The 20,497-nt window shown below is 60.9% G+C and carries 14 protein-coding genes and 2 tRNA genes; 8 read left to right on the top strand and 8 right to left on the bottom strand.

Annotated elements, in window-relative coordinates; translation table 11 throughout:
- The first annotated feature begins 180 nt into the window (after positions 1–180).
- Together B0G76_RS08750 and B0G76_RS44725 are read left to right on the top strand one after the other, a co-directional pair.
- On the top strand, positions 181–3,264 hold the full coding sequence (locus B0G76_RS08750) for a TrlF family AAA-like ATPase (protein WP_116148409.1): 3,084 nt from the start codon (positions 181–183) through the stop codon (positions 3,262–3,264).
- 13 nt (positions 3,265–3,277) lie between these two features.
- Positions 3,278–4,039: an ATP-binding protein gene (locus B0G76_RS44725; RefSeq protein ID WP_181916740.1), complete on the top strand. Its 762-nt coding sequence runs from the start codon at positions 3,278–3,280 to the stop codon at positions 4,037–4,039.
- On the opposite strand, the gene B0G76_RS08760 is transcribed toward B0G76_RS44725, so the two are convergent.
- The 3 genes from B0G76_RS08760 to B0G76_RS08770 form a co-directional block, all read right to left on the bottom strand.
- Positions 3,987–5,261 carry an integrase arm-type DNA-binding domain-containing protein gene (locus B0G76_RS08760; protein ID WP_116141006.1) on the bottom strand — a complete coding sequence of 425 codons (1,275 nt, stop codon included), beginning with the start codon at positions 5,259–5,261 and terminating at the stop codon, positions 3,987–3,989. The two genes, B0G76_RS44725 and B0G76_RS08760, sit on opposite strands and share 53 nt — an antisense overlap.
- 164 nt (positions 5,262–5,425) lie before the next feature.
- Positions 5,426–5,512: transfer RNA gene (locus tag B0G76_RS08765), tRNA-Leu, on the bottom strand.
- A gap of 264 nt (positions 5,513–5,776) precedes the next feature.
- Positions 5,777–5,863, bottom strand: a tRNA-Leu gene (locus tag B0G76_RS08770).
- A 304-nt stretch (positions 5,864–6,167) separates the two neighbouring features.
- Between B0G76_RS08770 and rnr the strand changes: the two genes are divergently transcribed.
- The 6 genes from rnr (at position 6,168) to B0G76_RS08800 (ending at position 12,854) form a co-directional block, all read left to right on the top strand.
- A complete protein-coding gene (rnr, locus tag B0G76_RS08775) occupies positions 6,168–8,681 on the top strand; it encodes a ribonuclease R (RefSeq protein ID WP_120291363.1) in 2,514 nt (837 codons plus the stop codon).
- A 196-nt stretch (positions 8,682–8,877) separates the two neighbouring features.
- Positions 8,878–9,624 carry a 23S rRNA (guanosine(2251)-2'-O)-methyltransferase RlmB gene (gene rlmB, locus B0G76_RS08780; protein ID WP_120291365.1) on the top strand — a complete coding sequence of 249 codons (747 nt, stop codon included), beginning with the start codon at positions 8,878–8,880 and terminating at the stop codon, positions 9,622–9,624.
- A 198-nt stretch (positions 9,625–9,822) separates the two neighbouring features.
- Positions 9,823–10,518, top strand: a complete 696-nt coding sequence (gene rpiA, locus B0G76_RS08785) for a ribose-5-phosphate isomerase RpiA (RefSeq protein ID WP_120291367.1) — start codon at positions 9,823–9,825, stop codon at positions 10,516–10,518.
- Between the two features lie 324 nt (positions 10,519–10,842).
- On the top strand, positions 10,843–11,994 hold the full coding sequence (locus B0G76_RS08790; protein ID WP_120291369.1) for a glycosyltransferase family 4 protein: 1,152 nt from the start codon (positions 10,843–10,845) through the stop codon (positions 11,992–11,994).
- A gap of 141 nt (positions 11,995–12,135) precedes the next feature.
- Positions 12,136–12,435 (top strand): type II toxin-antitoxin system HigB family toxin, encoded by a 300-nt coding sequence (locus tag B0G76_RS08795; RefSeq protein WP_120291371.1) that lies wholly within the window; start codon positions 12,136–12,138, stop codon positions 12,433–12,435.
- Positions 12,432–12,854 (top strand): type II toxin-antitoxin system HigA family antitoxin, encoded by a 423-nt coding sequence (locus B0G76_RS08800; RefSeq protein WP_120291373.1) that lies wholly within the window; start codon positions 12,432–12,434, stop codon positions 12,852–12,854. Before B0G76_RS08795 ends, B0G76_RS08800 begins: the two co-directional genes overlap by 4 nt.
- A gap of 151 nt (positions 12,855–13,005) precedes the next feature.
- On the opposite strand, the gene B0G76_RS08805 is transcribed toward B0G76_RS08800, so the two are convergent.
- The 5 genes from B0G76_RS08805 to B0G76_RS08825 all read right to left on the bottom strand — a co-directional run bounded on the left by B0G76_RS08805 (position 13,006) and on the right by B0G76_RS08825 (position 20,496).
- A complete protein-coding gene (locus B0G76_RS08805; RefSeq protein WP_120291375.1) occupies positions 13,006–14,409 on the bottom strand; it encodes an undecaprenyl-phosphate glucose phosphotransferase in 1,404 nt (467 codons plus the stop codon).
- Positions 14,410–14,454: 45 nt separating this feature from the next.
- Positions 14,455–15,189, bottom strand: coding sequence for a Crp/Fnr family transcriptional regulator (locus B0G76_RS08810; RefSeq protein ID WP_006048767.1), 735 nt, complete (start codon positions 15,187–15,189; stop codon positions 14,455–14,457).
- A 638-nt stretch (positions 15,190–15,827) separates the two neighbouring features.
- Positions 15,828–18,344, bottom strand: a complete 2,517-nt coding sequence (locus B0G76_RS08815; protein ID WP_120291377.1) for a glycosyl hydrolase 2 galactose-binding domain-containing protein — start codon at positions 18,342–18,344, stop codon at positions 15,828–15,830.
- Positions 18,341–19,405 carry a DUF1839 family protein gene (locus B0G76_RS08820; protein ID WP_120291379.1) on the bottom strand — a complete coding sequence of 355 codons (1,065 nt, stop codon included), beginning with the start codon at positions 19,403–19,405 and terminating at the stop codon, positions 18,341–18,343. Before B0G76_RS08820 ends, B0G76_RS08815 begins: the two co-directional genes overlap by 4 nt.
- Positions 19,402–20,496 carry an amino acid--[acyl-carrier-protein] ligase gene (locus tag B0G76_RS08825; protein ID WP_120291381.1) on the bottom strand — a complete coding sequence of 365 codons (1,095 nt, stop codon included), beginning with the start codon at positions 20,494–20,496 and terminating at the stop codon, positions 19,402–19,404. Before B0G76_RS08825 ends, B0G76_RS08820 begins: the two co-directional genes overlap by 4 nt.
- Between the last annotated feature and the right edge of the window lies 1 nt (position 20,497).

A 20,497-nucleotide genomic window follows, 5' to 3' on the forward strand; every position in this document is an offset into this window, starting at 1 on the left:
GCGTTGCTATGGCAACACTTCATCGTGTTACATTTATTGCCGAACAAGAAAGGCCGGCGGCTGGCTGTGCGCCATACCGATTGAGTCGGAGCGTGCGCCCCGAGGGGTGCTGCTGAGGCGGGTTCGGACGCGGAACAGTGCGCCCGCGGAAGCCGAGAACATAAAAACATGGGGCTGAGCATGTCCAATGAGAGAATCGGATCGACATGGAAGAAGTGGGATCTCCACGTCCACACTCCTGCATCAATCGTCAACAACTACCCTGGAAAGCTAGAGGAGGCGTGGGAAGCCTTTTTCTCGGATCTCGAAGCGCTCCCGCCTGATTTTAAGGTTATCGGCATCAACGATTACCTGTTCGTCGACGGCTATGAGCGAGTGCTCAAAGCAAAGCGTGAAGGCGGCCGTCTGAAAAATCTGGATTTGATCCTGCCTGTTGTTGAGCTCCGGCTCGACAAATTCGGCGGCGTGGTCAAGGAGGGAAAAGGTGGTTTCACTCAATCAGGGTGGAGCCGTATCAATCTGCATGTGATTTTCGATCAAGTCGAGCCAGCGCTGATCCGAGAGCAGTTTCTGAGCGCGATCAGCCCCGACTACAAGCTCATTGCGGGTGCCGAAGCTGCCGGAGGGACGTGGGGCGGGGTGATCACCCCCGAGAATCTTACCGCATTGGGTCAGGCGATCATTGATTCGGTTCCCGCCGACAAACGGGATGCTTTTGGTTCACCACTGAAAGAGGGGTTCAACAATCTCAACGTGGGTTTTGAGCGCGTGAAATTGGCCCTGTCCAAACCACTTTTGGCCGATCGCCATCTTCTCGCCATCGGCAAGACCGAATGGGAGAACCTCAAGTGGGACGACCATACGATCGCTGAGAAGAAGAGCGTCATCAACGAGGCCGATCTTGTATTCACGGCCGCGGAGAATCCCGAGGCGTATTTGAAAGGGCGGAATAAGCTGCGAGAGTCAGGGGTAAACGCCGCCCTGTTGGACTGCTCCGACGCTCACCACCTACGCAACACCGAACACAAGGATAGGATCGGCAATTGCTTCACTTGGATCAAGGCGGATGCCACTTTCTCTGGTCTTGCTCAGGCGATATACGAGTTCGATGATAGGGTTTATGTAGGTGACGTCCCGCCCAAGAGGCAGTTGGTCGAAAGAAATCGGACGAAATACGCTTCGGCCATCCGCATTGGCAAGAAGCCGGGCTCGACCCTAACCGACACATGGTTCGATGTCGATCTGCCGTTGAACGCCGATTTAGTGGCCATCATCGGCAACAAGGGAAGCGGAAAGAGCGCGCTTTCTGACATCATTGCGCTTGTCGGCGACACTAAGAACCATGGCGGTTTTTCTTTTCTCAACGACAACAGGTTTCGCAACCCAAAAGGGCGTTTGGCGCAGCACTTCGTCGGAACCCTCGTTTGGCAGGATGGGAACCAATCCAAGCGGGATCTTGATGAGGATCCCCAGGCGAGCAGCGTGGAGCGCGTGAAGTATCTGCCGCAAAGCTACCTTGAAACCCTTTGCAACGAGCTCGGAGGGGGCGGGTCATCGACATTCGACACTGAACTGCGAAAGATTATCTACTCCCACGTCCCCGAAGAGGATCAGCTTGGCAAAGCATCGATGGACGAGTTGCTCGACTTCAAGGTGGCGGAAATCAACGCGGCGAGGCAAAGCGTTCTTAATGAAATTTCCAAAATTAATGCCGAAATTCTTCTGACGCAGAAACGACTAACTCAGGAATTCAAGGTTGGACTGGAGGAGCAACTCGCCACCAAGAAGGCCGAGCTCGTGGCGTTGGAGGGGGCCAAGCCGGCGGAGATTGAAGATCCCGGCGCTTCCGCCACGGCACAGGTGGAATCACAGCAGGCGGCGGCGTTGATTCAAACGCTTGAACAGCAAGCGCAAGAGATCAGCAAGGAAGAGGCGACGCTTCGCGAGCGCAAGAGTCTGGCGGCGAAGAAGCAAGCGGTGTCAAAGCGAATTGTTCAAGCGCTCTCAAACCACCGCAAGACGCACGAGCTGTTCGTGGCGGAGTTGCAGGCGCTGCTCAACGAGCTGGACTCGGGGGTTAAGGTGGAGGATCTGGTCGAGCTCCGGATTGAATCCGCGCCGATCGACAATATCGCCACGGCGGTTGGCAATGAAATTCTCGACATTGACGCCCAGCTTCAGAGCGCCGAACCCGGCAGCCTGATGAAGCGCAGGGAAGGCGTCGAGACTGCGATCGCGGCGACCAAGGGCAAACTGGATGAGAAGCAGCGGTTGTTCATCCGTTATAAGGAGGCGCTAGCCGAGTGGGAAGGAGCCAAGGTCGATCTCGTTGGCAGCAAGGACAAGGTCAACAGCATCGCTTGGTTCGAGGCGGAGCTGGAAGGGCTGAACGCGCTGCCCAATAGACTAGCGGGGCTGCGCGCCAACCGAATCGAACTAACCAAGAAGATCCACGAGCATATCGTCGCGACCGGCGACGAATACAAGCGCCTCTATGAACCCGTTCAAGCTTTTGTGAAATCGGCAGAAAAGATGGACATGTCTCTGCCGCTAGACTTCGAGGTCAGGATCGAGGAGTCTCGATTCCAAGAACATTTTCTTGGGCGCCTCAACCGCCAGTCGCGGGGCTCTTTCTCAGGGGTCGATGACAGCAATGAGCTCATGCGCGTCTTGTTGAGGGAGGCGAGCTTCGTCACTGCTGACGATGCGGTTGTGTTCGCCGAAAAAATTGATGACATGCTTCGCTATGACCGACGAGACCAACAAGGGCGCGAAACACGGTTGGCGGATCAGTTGCGCCGGGGAGTCGAAGCGCAAGAACTCCTAGACTATCTATATGGACTCGCCTACCTTTCTCCGCGCTATTCGCTAACCTACGACAATCAGGAGATTGGGCAACTCTCTCCCGGCGAAAGAGGGCTGCTGCTGTTGGTTTTCTACTTGCTGGTTGACAAGGATGACATTCCCATCGTCATCGACCAACCCGAAGAGAACTTGGACAATCAGACCATCTATCGGATTCTGGTGAAGTGCATTAAGGCGGCCAAGGAACGTCGGCAGGTGATCATGGTCACCCACAACCCCAATCTAGCGGTAGTGTGCGACGCGGAGCAGATCATCTACGCACAGTGCAACAAAGCGGAGAGTCGCTTTACATACGACTCTGGCGGCATTGAGAACCCAACGATCCGTGCCAAGGTGGTTCAGATTCTCGAAGGGACCGAGCCAGCCTTCAAGAATCGCCGCGTTAAATATGGCCTTTGAGGAGCCGCACTCCATGCCCCGATCCGCAAAGCAAAAACAGGGCTTTGGCTACCTCTTCGAGGAGGACTATCTCGTCAGGACGCTGGGCCGCATTGCCCGCGACCCCGAGGTAGCGCTAACAGAGCTTGTCGCCAATGCGTGGGATGCCGGGGCCTCGCAAGTGGACACCGCTATCCCGCTGGCCAAAGACGCGAACTTGGTTGTGAGGGACAACGGCCACGGGCTGACGCCGGCACAGTTCAAAGCGCGTTGGATGACGCTTGGATACGATCGCGTGAAGAACCAGGGCGAAGATGTTGAGTTCGCGCCAGAACGCAAGGATCTAAGACGCAGGGCTTATGGCCGCAACGGGGCGGGGCGTCACGGACTGCTTTGCTTCGGGGATTTGTATTCGGTGGAGACGTGGCGCGGGGGAAGGGCTGCACGTTCGAGATCGGAACGCAGAGCAGGAAAAAACCATTCCGTATCGAGAGTGAAGCGTCTTTCATCCGGCAGGGCAGTCGCACCATCTTGTCCGTCTCAGTGGCTAGGCACCTCCCGGACCCCGATGCTGTCCGACAGATCCTTTCGGCGAGGTTTCTGCACGACCCGCAGTTTGTCGTGCGGGTCAACGGACAGTCGGTGTCGTTGGCTGTGCGACGTCGTTGGCCGCTGCGGTTTGAATGCCCATCCACGGTACGCTCACCTCCTGCTACCACACCTTCGGGCGTCGTACCAATTTCTTATGTCGTCGTTTTCACGCGTTGGTTCTCGACAGCAGCTCGTGAACGTATAACATTGACCCTTCGACGAAAACCTTCTTGCTGATCAGGTCGCATACCCGTCTTGAGCACATCGAGGTAGTCGGCATACCACTGAATCATTGCTCGACGTTGTAGCAGATACCTGGCGTGGTTGTAGTCGCCGGCAGTGCCTTCCTCAAGATGGGATAGCTGCATTTCAACGTGGTCCTTCTGCCAGCCGTGCTCACGAAGCAGGGTGCTTGCGGTGTGACGGGCACCGTGGCCAACCATGCGCCCCTTGTAGCCGATCCTGGAGAACACGAGGTTGATGGTGTTTTCGCTGATGACCTCGTGCTTTGTGCCGATACCGGGGAAAAGGTACCTGTGACGGCCAGTCAGCTTCTTGAGCTCCCTGAGCGCCTTGACCAGTTGGGTTGGAAGGGGCGTGACATGGCTGCGCCTCATCTTCATCTTGTCTGCGGAGATCGTCCACAGCGCGCCGTCGAGATCGACTTCGGTCCATTCGGCGTACCGGACCATGCCTGGACGGCTCGCCGTCCAGATCGTCATCCAAGCAGCGACGTAGGCGATGAGGCGGCTCGTTGATTTATCGAGCGCGCGCAGGAAGTCGGGCAGTTCCGGTTCGAGGAGATGAGGATAGGGTTTTGCCTTCGGCGCTGCTTTCGCAATGACCCTGAGTTCTGAAGCCGGATTGAATTCGCAATTGCCGCGCGCGATGGCCTGACTGAAGATTTCGCGCAACCAGCCGCGGGCCTTCTTCGAGACGTTGAGGGCGTCACGCTTTTCGAAGCGTTCCTGAACGCGGGCGCAGTCTGCGCGCGTGATGTTCACCAGCTTGCTCGAACCGAGCTCGGGCAGGATGTCCTTGTCGAGGTACGTCCGGATCTTGTCCAGCGTCGAAGCGGACCGACCCGCATCCTGTTTGCTCCTGTACCAGAGTTCAGCAGCGGCCCTGAACGTGCCGTCGTCGCTGGCGTCCGCCCGCTGCCGGTCTATCCGTCGTTTCGCGCGCGGATCGGCGCCGTCGGCGACGAGCGTCCGGTATGCCGCTGCCTGCTGCCTCGCTTTCTGAAGCGTGACGTCGGGGTAGCGTCCCAGCGAGATACGCGGTTGCTTGCCGTGCAGGCGATAGCGGAAATGCCAGAACTTGTTGCCCTCCGGCGTGACCCAGAGGACCAGACCGTCGCCATCGGCGACACCGTAGGGCTTTGGCCGGGGCCGGGCTGCTTCGACTTCGCGGACGGTAAGAGGCATGGTGAGTACATTGCGTGATCTCGAACTTTCAATGTACTCAAAAACGCACTCATCTGCACATGGCTTGCCGTGTTCCTGCTTGGACGGCAATAAACAAAAAACCCCGCAAATTCAATGATTTACGGGGTCTTCTGGACTTCTCTGTACTGCGCTATACAGCCTTATGGTGCCCAGGAGAGGACTCGAACCTCCACGGTGTTGCCACCGCTAGGACCTGAACCTAGTGCGTCTACCAATTCCGCCACCTGGGCACGTCTTCAAGCTAGGCTGCTATTTTAGCGTGATGGTGCAGCGTGTCAATCCCTACATGCAGACTAACATTCGCTTCATCAATCGCCCCGGTTGTGCCGTGCAGCAAAGCAAAACTTCACCGCTCGATCACTGCCAACTCGCGTCGGCTCAACCGTCCTGCCAACCCCGTAATCCGACCCATGCAACCTGAACCGGATCACGCAGCCTCACACAAAAAATAAAGCCGCCTATTCGAAATGCCAGGCGGCTTTACTTTTGAATCTTGGTGCCCAAGAGAGGACTCGAACCTCCACAGTGTTGCCACCGCTAGGACCTGAACCTAGTGCGTCTACCAATTTCGCCACCTGGGCAGGTGATGAACAGCAAAGAACGCCATTATAGCGACCCATTCAGGGCTGTCAAGCCTTTCTCAAGAGTCACTTAAACATCGCCGCAGTGAGGCTGCAAGGGGCTTACAGCAACTATTGACGGGCCGCGTGGCGCGCAAGACGGGTGTTAGAATGCCTCGCAGTAGTTCGTTGGCACGGTGCACACGCCCGTCGGACTCAGACTTGAACGAGCCGGACCCGAGCAGTTATTCCAGTGCAATCGCAAGTGCAACTTAAGCGCAACCCAAACGCTTCTTAAGCCGAGCCACATCGCCGACCGACGTCCATGCAACGAGAAAAAATCATCGACAAGCCCTTGAGCAAATTCCCGTATCCGATTCCAAGCCGCGAAGAAATCCTGGGCGTCCTGCGCACGAGTGAAGCGCCGCTTGCCGCGAACGACATCGCCGAAGCCTTGTCGATCAAGCGCCAGGAGCGCGAAGGATTTTTCAAGCGCTTAGGCGCCATGGAGCGCGACGGCCAGATCCGGCTCGATCAGCGCAATCTCTATCAACTGACCCATCCGTCGAACTTTGTCGGGGGCCGCGTTCAGGGGCATCGCGACGGCTACGGTTTTCTCATTCGCGACGACGGCCAGGACGATCTGTTCCTGCCCACCGGCGAAATGCAGAAGGTCATGCACAACGATCGCGTGCTCGCGCGCATCGTCGGCTATGACCGCCGTGGCAGGCCGGAAGGGCATATCGTCGAAGTCACGGATCGCGCCAACAAGCGCGTGATCGGCCGTCTGCTCAACGAGAACGGTGCCTTGATCGTCGCGCCTGAAGACAAGCGCATCGGTCACGACATCCTGATCCAGCAGAACACCAAGAAGGCCAAGGTCGGCCAGGTCGTGGTGGTCGAGCTCACCGATTTCCCGAGCCGTCATTCGCAGCCGCTCGGCCGCGTGGTGGAAGTGCTCGGCGATATCGACGACCCCGGCATGGAAATCGAAATCGCGGTGCGCAAGTACGGCGTGCCGCACGAATTCGGCCAGGCCGCGCTCGACGAAGCCGCCAAACTGCCCGACGAAGTGCGCCCGGTCGACGCGCGTCATCGTATCGATCTGCGCGACGTACCGCTCGTCACGATCGACGGCGAAGACGCCCGCGACTTCGACGACGCAGTCTATTGCGAACCGGTTCAGGTCGGTCGCGGCGAAGGCTTCCGCCTGATCGTTGCGATCGCGGACGTCTCGCACTACGTGCATCCGAAGAGCGGACTCGACGCGGACGCGATCGAACGCAGCACCTCGGTGTACTTCCCGCGCCGCGTGATCCCGATGCTGCCGGAGAAGCTGTCGAACGGGCTGTGCTCGCTGAATCCGCACGTCGACCGTTGTGTGCTGGTGTGCGACATGATCGTCACCGCGCGCGGCGAAGTGAAGGCCTATCAGTTCTACCCTGGCGTGATCAACTCGGCCGCGCGCCTCACCTACACCGAGGTGGCCGCCGTACTCAAGAACACCAAGGGTCCGGAGGCCGCGCGGCGCGCTGCCTTGCTGCCGCAACTGCAGAATCTGTATGGCGTCTACAAGTCGCTGTTCGCCGCGCGCCAGAAGCGCGGCGCGATCGACTTCGACACGACTGAGACGTATATCGTGTGCAATGCGCAGGGCAAGATCGAGCAGATCATTCCGCGCACCCGCAACGACGCGCACAAGCTGATCGAGGAATGCATGCTGGCCGCGAACGTCTGCGCGGCCGACTTCCTCAAGCGCAACAAGCACCCGGGCCTGTTCCGCGTGCACGCCGGGCCGACCGCCGAGAAGCTCGAGAATCTGCGCACCTTCCTGCGCGGCATGGGCCTCACGCTCGCCGGCGGCGACAAGCCGCACGCCAGTGACTACGCCGCGCTGATGGCGCAGATCCGCGAACGGCCCGACGCGCAGATGCTGCAGACCATGTTGCTGCGCTCGATGCAACAGGCCGTTTATAGCCCGGACAACATCGGCCACTTCGGTCTGGCATATGAGGCGTACGCACACTTCACGAGCCCGATTCGCCGTTATCCCGACCTGCTCACGCACCGCGCGATCTACGCGATTCTGCAAGGCCGCAAGTATCAGCCGGAGCCGCCGCAGGGCGTCGAGTTGAATACGGCGCTGTCGCCGCGCGCCCGCGCGATGCAGCAGGCCGACGACGAAAAACGCGGCCGTCAGCGCGCGAACAACGTGGCGATCTGGGAAGAACTCGGTCTGCATTGCTCGGCCAACGAACGCCGCGCAGACGAAGCCTCGCGCGACGTCGAAGCCTGGCTCAAGTGCTACTTCATGCGCGACAAGCTCGGTGAAGAGTACGGCGGCATGGTGAACGGCGTGACGTCGTTCGGCATTTTCGTGCAACTCGATTCGCTGTTCATCGAAGGCCTCGTGCACGTCACCGAACTGGGCTCGGACTACTTCCAGTACGACGAGGTCAAGAACGAGTTGCGCGGCGAGCGTACCGGCATTCGCTACCGCCTGTCGGATCGCGTGCGGGTGCAGGTGAGCCGCGTCGATCTCGATGCGCGCAAGATCGACTTCCGCCTCGTGCGCGATACGCCGATCAAGCCGCCGGCGAGCCGTCCGGCGCTGGCCGACAAGTCATCCGGCGAAGGCGGCGGCGCGCGTGTACGTTCGTTGCCGCCGGTGGATGGCGTGGGCGGCGCGGCGGCCGGCGCGGGTGGACGGCGCAAGAAGGCTGCGCCGGCGCAAACCGCGGCTGTCAAGGAAGCGCGCGCGGCACGCGGCGCGGCGAAGAAGCACGGCGGCGCTGCCGCCAAGCCGGCATCGAAATCGCAGGCCCGCAAGAAGCGCTGAAGTCGCATCACGGCCTGAACCGCGCGCATCGGGTACGTTGAAACGTACCGGTTGCGCGCGGTGTTCGTTCGCGGTCTTCGTTTTATTGGAATCAAGTCACGTATCGAAGCCGATACGCTAGCAACACGCCGAGAAGGCTCGTATTCATCACAGTAGCGCGCGCTTCGAGGCGCGCTCAATCAAAGGTTTTTCAGTCATGTCACGTCTCAAGGTTCTATACGGTTTCCACGCAGTGACCGCGCGTATGCGGCACGACGCGTCGACGGTCGAAGAGGTTTACTACGACGCCACGCGCAAAGACCGTCGCATGACCGAGTTCCTGCACGCGGCGAAAGAAGCCGGCGTGCGTCTGATCGCCGCCGACGAAACGCGTCTGTGGGGTCTCTCGCACACCGAGCGTCACCAGGGCGTGGTCGCGCGTGCGACCGACATGCCGCTCGCGCAGAATCTGGCCGAACTGCTCGACGGCATCAACGGTTCGCCGTTGATTCTGGTGCTGGACGGCGTGACCGATCCGCACAATCTCGGCGCCTGCCTGCGCGTGGCCGATGCGGCCGGCGCGCACGCGGTGATCGCGCCGCGTGACCGCGCGGTGGGTTTGAATGCAACGGCCGCGAAGGTGGCGAGCGGCGCGGCCGACACCGTGCCGTACATTACCGTCACGAATCTGGCGCGCGCGCTGCGTGAGTTGAAGGACGCAGGCGTGTGGATTGTCGGTACCGCCGATGAAGCCACCAAGAGCCTCTATGAGACCGAGCTAGACGGTCCGGTCGCGCTGGTGATGGGTGCCGAAGGCGAAGGCATGCGGCGTCTCACGCGCGATACCTGCGATTTGGTCATGCAGATTCCGATGGCTGGTACGGTCGAGAGCCTGAACGTTTCCGTGGCGAGCGGCGTGTGCCTCTATGAAGCGGTGCGCCAGCGGTCGGTGAAGAAGAAGTAAAAAACCGCCGCATCGTTCGACGCCGGTCCGTTCGCCGAGCCCTGAATGCTCACGGCAGGACCGGCTCGCATGTCGCCAGCAAAAACGGCGTTCCGGGGCTTGCGGCGACCGTTTTTAACGGTCGCCTTACCCGGTAAATCCGGCGCTCGCCCGCCACTCCGGTAAACTTATCGTTTTTACTGCTCGCCTGCATTCCCCATGACCCAAGACGAACTCAAGCAACTGGTCGGCCAGGCCGCCGCCGACTATGTGAACGCCAACGTGCCGGAAGGCTCCGCGATCGGCGTCGGCACCGGCTCCACCGCGAACTGTTTTATCGACGCGCTGGCTGCCAGCAAGACCCGCTATCGCGGCGCGGTGTCGAGCTCGCTCGCCACCACCGCGCGCCTGCAATCGCACGGCTTCAAGGTGCTCGACCTGAACGAAATCGATTCGCTGCCGGTGTACGTGGACGGCGCCGATGAGATCGACCACAGCGGGGCGATGATCAAGGGCGGCGGCGGCGCGCTGACGCGCGAGAAAATCGTCGCCTCGGTGTCGGACGTATTCGTCTGCATCGCCGATGCGAGCAAGCTGGTCGACACACTGGGCAATTTCCCGCTGCCAATCGAAGTCGTGCCGATGGCCCGTACCGCGATCGGCCGCCGCGTGACGGCGCTCGGCGGCGTGCCGGTGGTGCGCGTGACCAAAGAGGGTGTGCCGTTCATTACCGATAACGGCAACGAGATCATCGACGTCAAGGGTCTGCGCATCAGCGACCCGCGCACGCTGGAAATGCACATCAATGCATGGCCGGGCGTGGTGACGGTGGGCCTGTTCGCAGGCCGCGGCGCGAATCTGTGCATGCTCGGCACGGATACGGGCGTCGAGACGATCGAATACAGCAAGAGCTGATTACCGCGCTTTTCCAGCCGCATGCGAGCCTGCAGCAGCGGGCTCGCTCTCCCACATCGCCCCCCGCATTGTCCCTGCATCCATCTGCACAAACCCGCATCGTCGGCCTTCTGTTCTAGCCGAGACGCGCGGTGACCTCAACGTTCCTGTATCAACCCGCATCGGCAAGAGCCTGGTTCGCAAGAAGCGAACAATGACGGTTCGTCACGATTCGCGCACTGTCGCACGTCGAATGTGGGCATGCGCACGCACGGTAAATGATGCGGCACTTACACTCGTCGGTATGGCTGTGGGGCGCTTCGCTTATCTAAAGGTGGGGAGATCATGAACGTGGCGATCGTGCACGACTGGCTCGTCGCACCCGGCAGCACGGAGAACGTGCTCGAACAGTTCATTGAGTGCTTTCCCGATGCCGATCTCTTCAGTCTCGTCGATTTCCTCGAAGACCGCCGCCCGCTGGGCGGCAAGCCCGTCACGACGTCGTTCATCCAGAACCTGCCATTTGCGCGGCGCCGCTATCGCGCGTATCTGCCGTTGATTCCGCTGGCCGTCGGGCAGTTCGATCTATCGGGTTACGACCTCATCATCACGAGTTCCTTTGCGCTCGCCAAGGGCCTGGTGGTCGGCCCCGATCAGACCCACATGAGCTACGTGCATGCGCCGATGCGCCATGCGTGGGATCGGCAACACCAGTATTTGCGCGAAGCGAATCTGACGCGCGGGCCGAAGTCATGGGTCGTGCGTGCATGGCTTCACTATCTGCGCGGCTGGGATTCGCACTCGGCGAACAGCGTCGACCGTCTGATCGCGAATTCGCAATTCGTCGCGCGATGCGTGATGAAAATTCACCGGCGCGAAGCGGCCGTGATTCCGCCTCCCGTCGACGTGCACCAATTCGAACTGTGCGCGCACAAGGAAGACTTCTATCTCACCGCCTCCAAGATGGTGCCTTGCAAGCGCATCGATCTGATCGTTGAAGCCTTCACCGCGACGCCGCACCGCAAGCTGATCGTGATCGGCGACGGGCCGGAGATGGCGGCGATTCGCGCCAAGGCCGGTCCGAACGTGACGATCCTCGGCGAGCAGCCGTTCAACGTTCTCAAAGACCATCTGCAACGCGCACGCGCCTTCGTGCTCGCCGCCGAAGAAGACTGCGGCATCGTCGCGCTCGAAGCGCAGGCGTGCGGCACGCCGGTGATCGCGTTCGGCAAGGGCGGGGCGCTTGAAACGGTGGTGCCGGTCGGCGAAGCGCGTCCTACCGGCGTGTATTTCGCATCCCAAACGGTCGTGTCGATGCTCGAGGCGATTGACCGCTTCGAGCGGCAGCGTGGACAGATCACGCCGGCGGCTTGCCGCGCGAATGCCGAACGATTTTCGGCGGCGGTTTTCCGGCGCGCCTTCATGGCAGAAGTGACGCGCACGATCGTGACAGAATTTGACTATTCGCATATTGCGAACTTCTCGATATGCGAATAAAGTGAGTTTGTTGTACCGCAGTGAGCGATTGCCAGCTGTTCGGTCTATGCCAAATGGTTGACTATCGGTGCTGATCCCGTCCCATGAGCCTTGCAGGTAGAGCGTGCATGTTCAGTGCGCGAAACCATACGAGGAAATTCGATGCGGGTCAGTTCAAAGAAGGCATTGCTGGGCTTTATAACGAGATATACGGTGGCGCGCAGTGCGTTGTTTGCGTGGTACGCACTTGCGCAGGCTTGCCTCGCATATGGCTATAACGACCTGAAGCAGACGTTCGCGGGTGTGGACCACGTGCCGCCGCAATACACCGTTTTTGATGGTGGTGGCAACCGGTTCCGGATCATCGCGGCGATTCACTACAACAGACAGTCGTTATTCGTTCGTCACGTATTGACGCACGCGGAATACGACGTTTGGACGAGGAAGAATTTAAACTCATGAATGCCGATCGCCTTCCGGGAGCCTTTCCCGACATCGCTCAAACCTGGTCTGCGCTGCAAACGCAGCTGCCGATCACGCCCATTCGCAACGAGCAGGACTATCAGAAGATGGTGCGGCTCGCCAACTCGCTCGCCGATCACCTGAACGGAAACGCGGAGGATCCGCTTACCGATCTGTTTGCGATCGTCACCGACCTAATTGAAAGCTGGGAAGCGAGCAACGTGACGATTCCGAAAGCCGAGCCGCGCGAGGTGCTGCGGCATCTGCTGGAGACGCACGGGCTCAAGCAAAAGGATCTGATCGGTATCGCATCGCCCACGGTGGTGAGCGATATTCTCGCGGGCCGGCGCGCCATCAGCAAAAAGGTGGCGAAGGCGCTGGCCGTGCGTTTTCATACCGACGTCAGCGCGTTTCTATAAACGTCCCACCTTCTGCAAGCCCCGCGCATTGTGCGCGGGGGTAATCCAGCTCGCCATTTGCGAAGCGCGAGCGCCGCGCCTCCGCGCCCCCGCGCTCGCATGCCTGCGACGATGCGCGCAGGAACCCGAGCAGGAACCCACAGCAGCACGATCAGAAGGCGTTGCGTCCGACGAACCCCTTGAAAATCGTAATGAACACGATCTTCATGTCGAACCAGAACGACCAGTTGTGGATGTAGAAGAGGTCGAACTTGACGCGCGTCTCCATCTTTTCGACCTTGGTGGTGGCGCCGCGATAGCCGTTCACCTGCGCCCAGCCGGTGATACCCGGCTTGATGCGGTAGCGGTTCATATAGCCGTACACCTGATCCTTGTAGAGATCGTCGTGTTCGACCGCATGCGGACGCGGGCCGACTACCGACATCTGGCCGAGCAGCACGTTCAGAAATTGCGGCAGTTCGTCGAGACTGGTGCGGCGCATGAAGGCGCCGAGCTTCGTGATGCGCGCGTCGTTGCGCGCGGCCTGCGTGACCTGGCCATGGGCCTCATGGTGCACGGTCATCGAGCGGAACTTGTAGATCGCGAAAGGCTGGCCGTCCACGCCCTTGCGAGTCTGACGGAAGAACACCGGCCCGGGCGAGCTCAGCTTGATGCCGATCGCGAGCACGACGAACACGGGTGCGAGCGCGAACAGCGCGGCCGCCGCGAACAGGCGGTCGAAAATCAGCTTGGGCCACATCTGCGGCGACGCGGCGGGTGTCGCGCTCAGATTGAGTGTCGGTAAACCGACGACATCGACCAGCGCGTGGTTGAAAAGCGAGAGGCTGCGCACATCGGGAATGAAGCGCAGATTGACGAAGTCATGTCTGAAGATACGCGTGAAGCGATAGATCGCATGTTCTTCGGAAAGCGGTAAAGCGAGCCAGACCTCGTTCACATGCTCTTCGCGCACCTTGGCGGCGAACGCGTTCAGATCGGTCAGCACCGGCAGGCGATGGAAACGCGCGCCATAGGTGCCGGCCGCTTCGATGCCGGTGTCGCTGGTATCGCTAGTGTCGAACACGCAGACCGGCTTGAAGCCGGCTTGCGGCGCATGGTCCAGATGCGCGAGCAACGTACGCGAGAAACCGGGCGCACCGACGATTGCGACCGTGCGAAAGTTCATGCCGCGCCGGCGCACGCTGCGCAGCACGACATGTACGACGCACTTGGTGACGATGATCAGCGCACCGGAGATCAGCGTGGAGTAACCGAACCACAGCCGCGAAACCGCATCCATGCGGTGCAGGGTGAATGCCAGCAGAAGGGAGGTCGCGACCACGACCAGCCACGCGGCGGCAACTCTCAACAGCATGGCAGGCAGTGCCTTGCCGCGCCACGGTTCATACACGCCAAGGCCGGGAAATAGCAGCAACACGAGCACACAGTTAAAGGCGATCAGGAGACGCTCGATGTCCTGCAACTCAATTGGCGTGGAAAAACGCATCCAATGAGCGAGCAGCCCGCCCGCAATCACAAAGAGTGCGTCGAGACATCGCGCAGTATTCCTGAACATGTTGATCTATCCTGTAGTCGAACATTGCAGCCTTGAGCGGCCTGCTTACTCGACGGTTTCAGCCTGGCGCAGGCGCGGCAGCAGACGGTCGAATTCGCGTTTGACGAGGCCGTAGCATTCGCAGGCACGCGCTTCGAGGCCCTTGCGATCGAGCACCTTGATATGGCCGCGGCTGTGATGAATCAGACCTTCGTCGTGCAATTTGCCGGCCGCTTCGGTAATGCCTTCGCGGCGCACGCCGAGCATGTCGGCGATCAGTTGCTGGGTAACCGTCAGATCATTCGATGCCACGCGGTCCACCTCGATCAGCAGCCAGCGGCACAGTTGCTTGTTCAACGCGTGGTGGCGGTTGCAGGCCGCGGTTTGCGCGACTTGCGTGAGGAGGGCGTGCATGTACAGCAGCATCAGGCGGCGCAGGAAGTCGGAGCGTGCGAATTGCTGCTTGAGCGCCTGTGCGCTCATCCGGTAGGCGAAGCCGGCGCATTGCACCTGCACGCGGTTCGGCATGGTTTCGCCGCCCGTGAGCACCGGCACGCCGGTCATGCCTTCGCGGCCGACCGCGGCGATTTCGACCGAGCTGCCGTCTTCCATCGTCGAGAGCATCGAGATGATCGCCGTGGTCGGGAAGTAGACGTGATGGATGCGTTGACCTGAATCGCAAAGCAATTGTTCGGTGCGCAGATGAACGAGTTCGAGGTGAGGGGCAAGTGCTTGCCATTCGTGGGACGGTAATGCGCCTAGCAAATGGTTGCCGTGCAGATCTGATTGAAGTGTCAACATGATCGGTCCTCGTTGAAGCCATGCATTGCTTGGCTTCGCGTTTTTGATCCGATGCCTGCATCCTTGGTTTGACGACGCGCTGCTTGGCGAGCAGCAAAGGGATGAACAGGAACGGCCCCGTATTGGCCTGATGCTCCACCGCCGTTGCGCCGTTGTTGTGTCGATCTCATTGCGGCGACGCGGTGGTGTGCTTCTCCTTTAGCGAGGAGCGTGCCAACCCTGGGGGAAACGAGTGCTGGTGCGGCGCAGCGAACCAGGCCTTAGCGGTGCGCGAAGCCAAACGTGGGTTTTTGTTTCAATTCTGTACAACGCCCGCTTAACGCACGCCCCCTTCGAAGGGTATTTTTATTCGAGCCAAGTCCTTGATCGGATTGGGTTAGCGCTTGATGAGCATCGCTTTGCCCCAGGTGTCTCAGAGATGACATCGCCCTTGCGTATGCGTTTGAGAGGGCCGTCCAAGATGTGCCGGAATTGATTCAGATGTGTTCCATGCGCTGCGTGCGGAGCAGTACGAAGTGTCCTTTTTGAAGACCGGAAAGTCGCGAATAAACCAACAGTGATTCCGCAGACCAGACAGGTGGTTCGCGCAGCGCGAGGTTTTATGCGTTTCTGCGGGATAGTTAGTTCAGGGACGACATTCAACCGTAGAACGTGGCGGATATCGCATTGAGCGCGCGGACTTCGCCGGCGGGCGCCACACATGTTGCGTCAGCTTTAATCACCGCATTAGATGCACGTGCAACGAGTTCTTCAACGGGGCGAAGTGTTACAACGCAAGGGCGGTTCGGCGGAAGATGGAACCAGTCGTGCCCGGCGCGGTAATGCGTGTCAATGACATGAACGAAGCGCGCAAAGCGCTTCGCTTCGATGATCAGCTGCCAGCCGTCGGCGGTGCGCTCGGCGTGAACGGTCAGGCCGAGATCGTGGCGCTCGCTGGCGCGCCGCTCCGGCAGATGAACCGCTTCCGACACGATCCGGCCGCTCGCCGGATCGCGCAGTGTTGCAATCGTGACGTCGTGAGCGCGCGGGCCGAAGCGGTACGCGTGCGTGAAATCGAAGAACTGGCCGAGGCATTCCGCCGCGCCGATACGCTGCGTGCTGTGCGGCGCCAGTTCGACCGCGCGGCTGGCCGACACGACCTTGACACAGCCGTCGCGTAGACAGACCAGATCCAGTTGTGCGTGCAACGGTTGAGCACGTTCGTTCAGCAGATGAATATCGAGGCCGTTAAGGCCCTCGTCGGTGATGAGCAGCTGGATGGGTTGCAACGTTTGCGCGAGCCCGTGCAGGGCGCTTTTAGGCCTCCCTGTGGCGTCGATCACGCCCCAGCCCGCGCCGGTGCGCAGGTCCTGGAGCTGCCAGACCAGGGCGCCGCCGCATGTCGAGCCCGCGCGCCGCCATTCGGCGAACACGTCGCTCATCAGCTCGGCGACTACCGCGCGTGACACTTCCAGATAGCGCTCCGGATCTTCGTAACGCAAGCGCGCCGGCTCGATTCCGTAAAGCGTCTGAAGATAATGGTCGCGCACGTCGTCGAAATCCCAGCCGGCGCCGGGGTCGCGCGGTACAGCGGCTTTCCAGCGCGGATCGTGCGGATGGAGCGCGCCGTGCGTGCCGCGCGCGTCGTGCAAGGTGGCGCTGTCCGGCACATTGGCGAAGGCGAGGCATTCGGCGGCGAAACGGACCTGCGAGCGGCGCACGTCGTCGAGCGGGCGTTGATAGGCGCCCACGCCGTAGTAGTGCGTAATACCTTCATTAGTTGAAAACGGCCACGCGCCGCCTGAGGGCGAGTTGCTCACATACGGTACATCTGACCGTTCGCGCGCGACCACGGCGGGTAACAGCTCGGTGAAAAGTGGTTGCGCGCGCATCGAAGCCGGCAGGCCGAACATGGCCGCCTGCTGGTCGACTTCGCTGCCGCCGCACAGCACCGCAAGCGATGCAAAGCGCCGCGTGCGGGTCAGAAACTGTGTCGCTTCTCGTTCGATGGAAGGGCTGAAGGCGGCATCGTTCGGGTAGTCGAAATTCGCCAGTGCGAAGTCTTGCCAGACGAGCAGGCCGTATTCGTCGGCGAGCGCATAGAAGGCGTCGGACTCGTACACCATCGTGCCGCCGACTCGCATCATGTTCATGCCCGCATCGCGGGCGAGTGTGAACGCATGGCGCAGTTGCGCCTCGGTGCCGCCCAGCGTGACGAGGTCAGCGCTGGTCCAACACGCGCCGCGACAGAACACCGGCGTGCCATTTACGCGCAATGCGAAGCCCGTACAGTCCACGCCGCGATCCGCTTCGATGCTGCGAAAGCCGATCGATCCCAATGAATGGGATATCTCGCGCGCGTCATCAAGCTGCAACGTCAGAGGATATAAAGTGGGCTCGCCGTGCGTGTGAGGCCACCAGCGTTCGGCATGGGGAACACGCACACTACCGGTCAGTGTATATGCATCACTCCATTGCAAAGACGAAACAGAGCCACCGCAATTCAACGAAGCGTTGCACGCGTCGACGTCATGCGGATGAAGAAAATGTAGCGTCAGCGAAACAACGCCGTCGTTGTCTTCGAGGCGGCTCCTCAGATCGAGCGTATCGAATGCGTGCGGCGCGTCGCTCAATAGTTCAATCGGCCGCCATGGGCCGACTGCTTGCACCGATGGACACCATCCCGGCATATGACCGAGCAGCGTGGTGCGCACGTTGCGCAAGGTGGACGGCGTAACGAGCCGCGGCCGCCAGCGCGCGCGTGAGCGCTTGGCCGCCAGCGCCGGTGTCAGCGAACGGAAGCACAGCGCGAGAGTTGCGTTGCCGTGCAGTTCGATGTCGAGATCGTGCGCGACGAACATCGAATCGGAGTCGAGGCACTTGGTGCCGTCGAGCCAGACTTCAGCAAGCGTGGCGAGGCCATGCAGGCGCAAGCGGCGTTTGCCGGTGCCGGTCAGCGTGAGCCGGTACCAGTGATCGTCGAAAGCGAGCGGCGGTGGATTCGCGATGTCCAGCAGGCCCGCGGTACGGCGCGCGCCCGCCACCGTGCCGGGTACTTGTGCGGCGAGCCAGCCTTGCGTGGGTAAGTCGGCGGGAGAGGCGCATGCGCCGGCTGGGGTGCTGACGCACTGCCAGCCGGTGTCGAGTTGTTGTGGCCAGAGGTCGGAACGCGTCACAGCGCAAGCGCGGCAAGCGGCAGCAGCGTCTTTTCGTAGGCGCTTTCGAGTACGTCGAAACAGTCTTCACACGAATCGCGACGTTTACGCGTGATAGCCCGCACCAGCCGGAACTGCATCACCATCGATTCCGACGCGATGCTCTGCGCCGCCGTCACGATCGACTCCGGCATCTCGAAGCCTTGCGCGGAGAGCCACAAGAGATACTTCGAGAGAAATTCGAAGTTCGCGCCGAGCTGCCGCATCAGGTTGAACGAGTACGGGTGGAAAAACGCCTCGCCGCGTTCGAGCAGCGTCTCGAGATGCGCGGGAAACGCTTCGCGCCACTGCGAGATCGGATTGATCAGCGGCCGCCGGTTTAGATGCGCACACAACAATTCCGCCGATGCTTCGGCGAGCACGGTGCCTTCCAGGGCGGGCCGAACCTGTTTGGCGAATTCAACATACGGAAACAGCAGATCGGGCTGCTGCGCGAATTGCGGCAGCTTGCGAAACACGCCGTCGTAGTCTTCGCCCTCGAGCAGGTGATAGCCGGTGTTGTGGAAATAGCCGAGGCGGCCCGCCGCGGGATCGATGAAGTCGATACCGATGGTGGTTTTCGGATGCTCGCGCCGATACGACGTGGCCCGCGTATTTGGCAGATAAAAGCCATCTACTTCCACCAGCACGGTATGGCCGCGCAGAGTCTGCGCGAGCACACGGGCTTCGAGTGAGTCGTAGATCGCCAGTTCCTGCACCTGGGTGCCGTACAGCCGCTCGAGGTCTTCGAGCGGGAATTTGAAGAACGTGAACTGATCGCCTTCGAAGTCCTGCGTGACGGTAAAGCCGAGCGCCGCGCGCGGATCGAGCCCGAAGCCGTGCAGCAGTTCGATCCACAGGTCTACGTAACAGTTGGTCTCCTGCCACACACGCTCGCCCTGGTGCAGCGCGTGCGGCGCGTGCTGGCGCAGCGGCGGCGTGGCGGCCGCGGCCGTGCCGTCCTGAGCCGGCAGATCGAGCCGGCGGGACAACGGGAAGGCCGATTTCCCGCCCTTTGGCGTGGGGATCAAGGATGGATTCATACGCCATCTCCGGCGCTCTCTCCGTCACCCTGCGAATCCGCCATGGACGCCGGCCGCATGCTCTGCATGCCCCGCGCCACGCATGCCCCGGTGTCGCCCCACAACAGCGCGCGCACGTCGTCCGGCCATGCGTTGACGTCGAGCCCGTGATGACGGAATATCGCGAGCGTAATGCGCTCCATGCCGAAGCCCACGCAACCCGTGTGCGCCACCGCGCCGTCTTCGCAGGCGATCTTCCAGATCGCGCCGAAGTGCTCCATGTGATAGTTGAACGAGAGGCACGCGGTTTTGCCGTCCGGGCTCGCGATCGGAATCAGCAGTTCGAACTTGAGCGCCTGGGCACGCTGGCTATCGGCCACGATCTTGCCGCCGCGGCCGAAGAACGGGTCGTTGGCGAGATCCACTTCCACCGGCAGTTGCAGCAGCGTAATCAGCAGCGAGCCGCGTTCCACCCACATCTGCCGGAATGCCATCACCTGTTCGGCGTTGCCGAGGCGCACGTATTCGCGTTGCCGGAACATCTGCATGCGGCCCGGATCGAGCGAGGGTTCGTGGCGGAAGCAGTACGACAGCACGTCGATGGTGCGGCCGTCGGCGGGCAGCGGGCCGCGTCGCGCCATCACCGGATAGATCGGATAGCAGGCGGCCGGCGTGAGCACCACGCGAGTCGGTTTCTGCTGCGCCATCCATTCGTCGCTGCGGTCGTCGTCGCGTTCGGTCATGGCGTCGTCGAGTGCGCGCAGCAGGCGGTGGTGGCCCAGGTCGTTGCCGCAGAACGAATGGATTGTGCCGGCGAGGTTCGGAAAGCTCTTCAGATACTCGCTGTCTTCGAAATCGGTGCGGCGCATGGCGGGCGGAAAGCGCAGCACTTCCGGCTGCTGGTCCGCGCCGAGATGCGTGATTGCCACGTTCAGACGATCCACCACGTCTTCGAAAATCTGGCTGCGGCCATACAGGCCGTTTTCACCGGTATCGATCAGGAGACCGGTGGCGAGCAGTTCGTCGCGGAATGTCGGCGCCGCGGGTTTCTGAGCGGAAGCGGCCGTTGCCGCTGCTGTTGCCAGCGCGGCGGTGTCGGTCATCGTGTTCATG

It is taken from the genome of Paraburkholderia sp. BL23I1N1 (genome assembly GCF_003610295.1).
Taxonomy (GTDB): Bacteria; Pseudomonadota; Gammaproteobacteria; order Burkholderiales; family Burkholderiaceae; genus Paraburkholderia.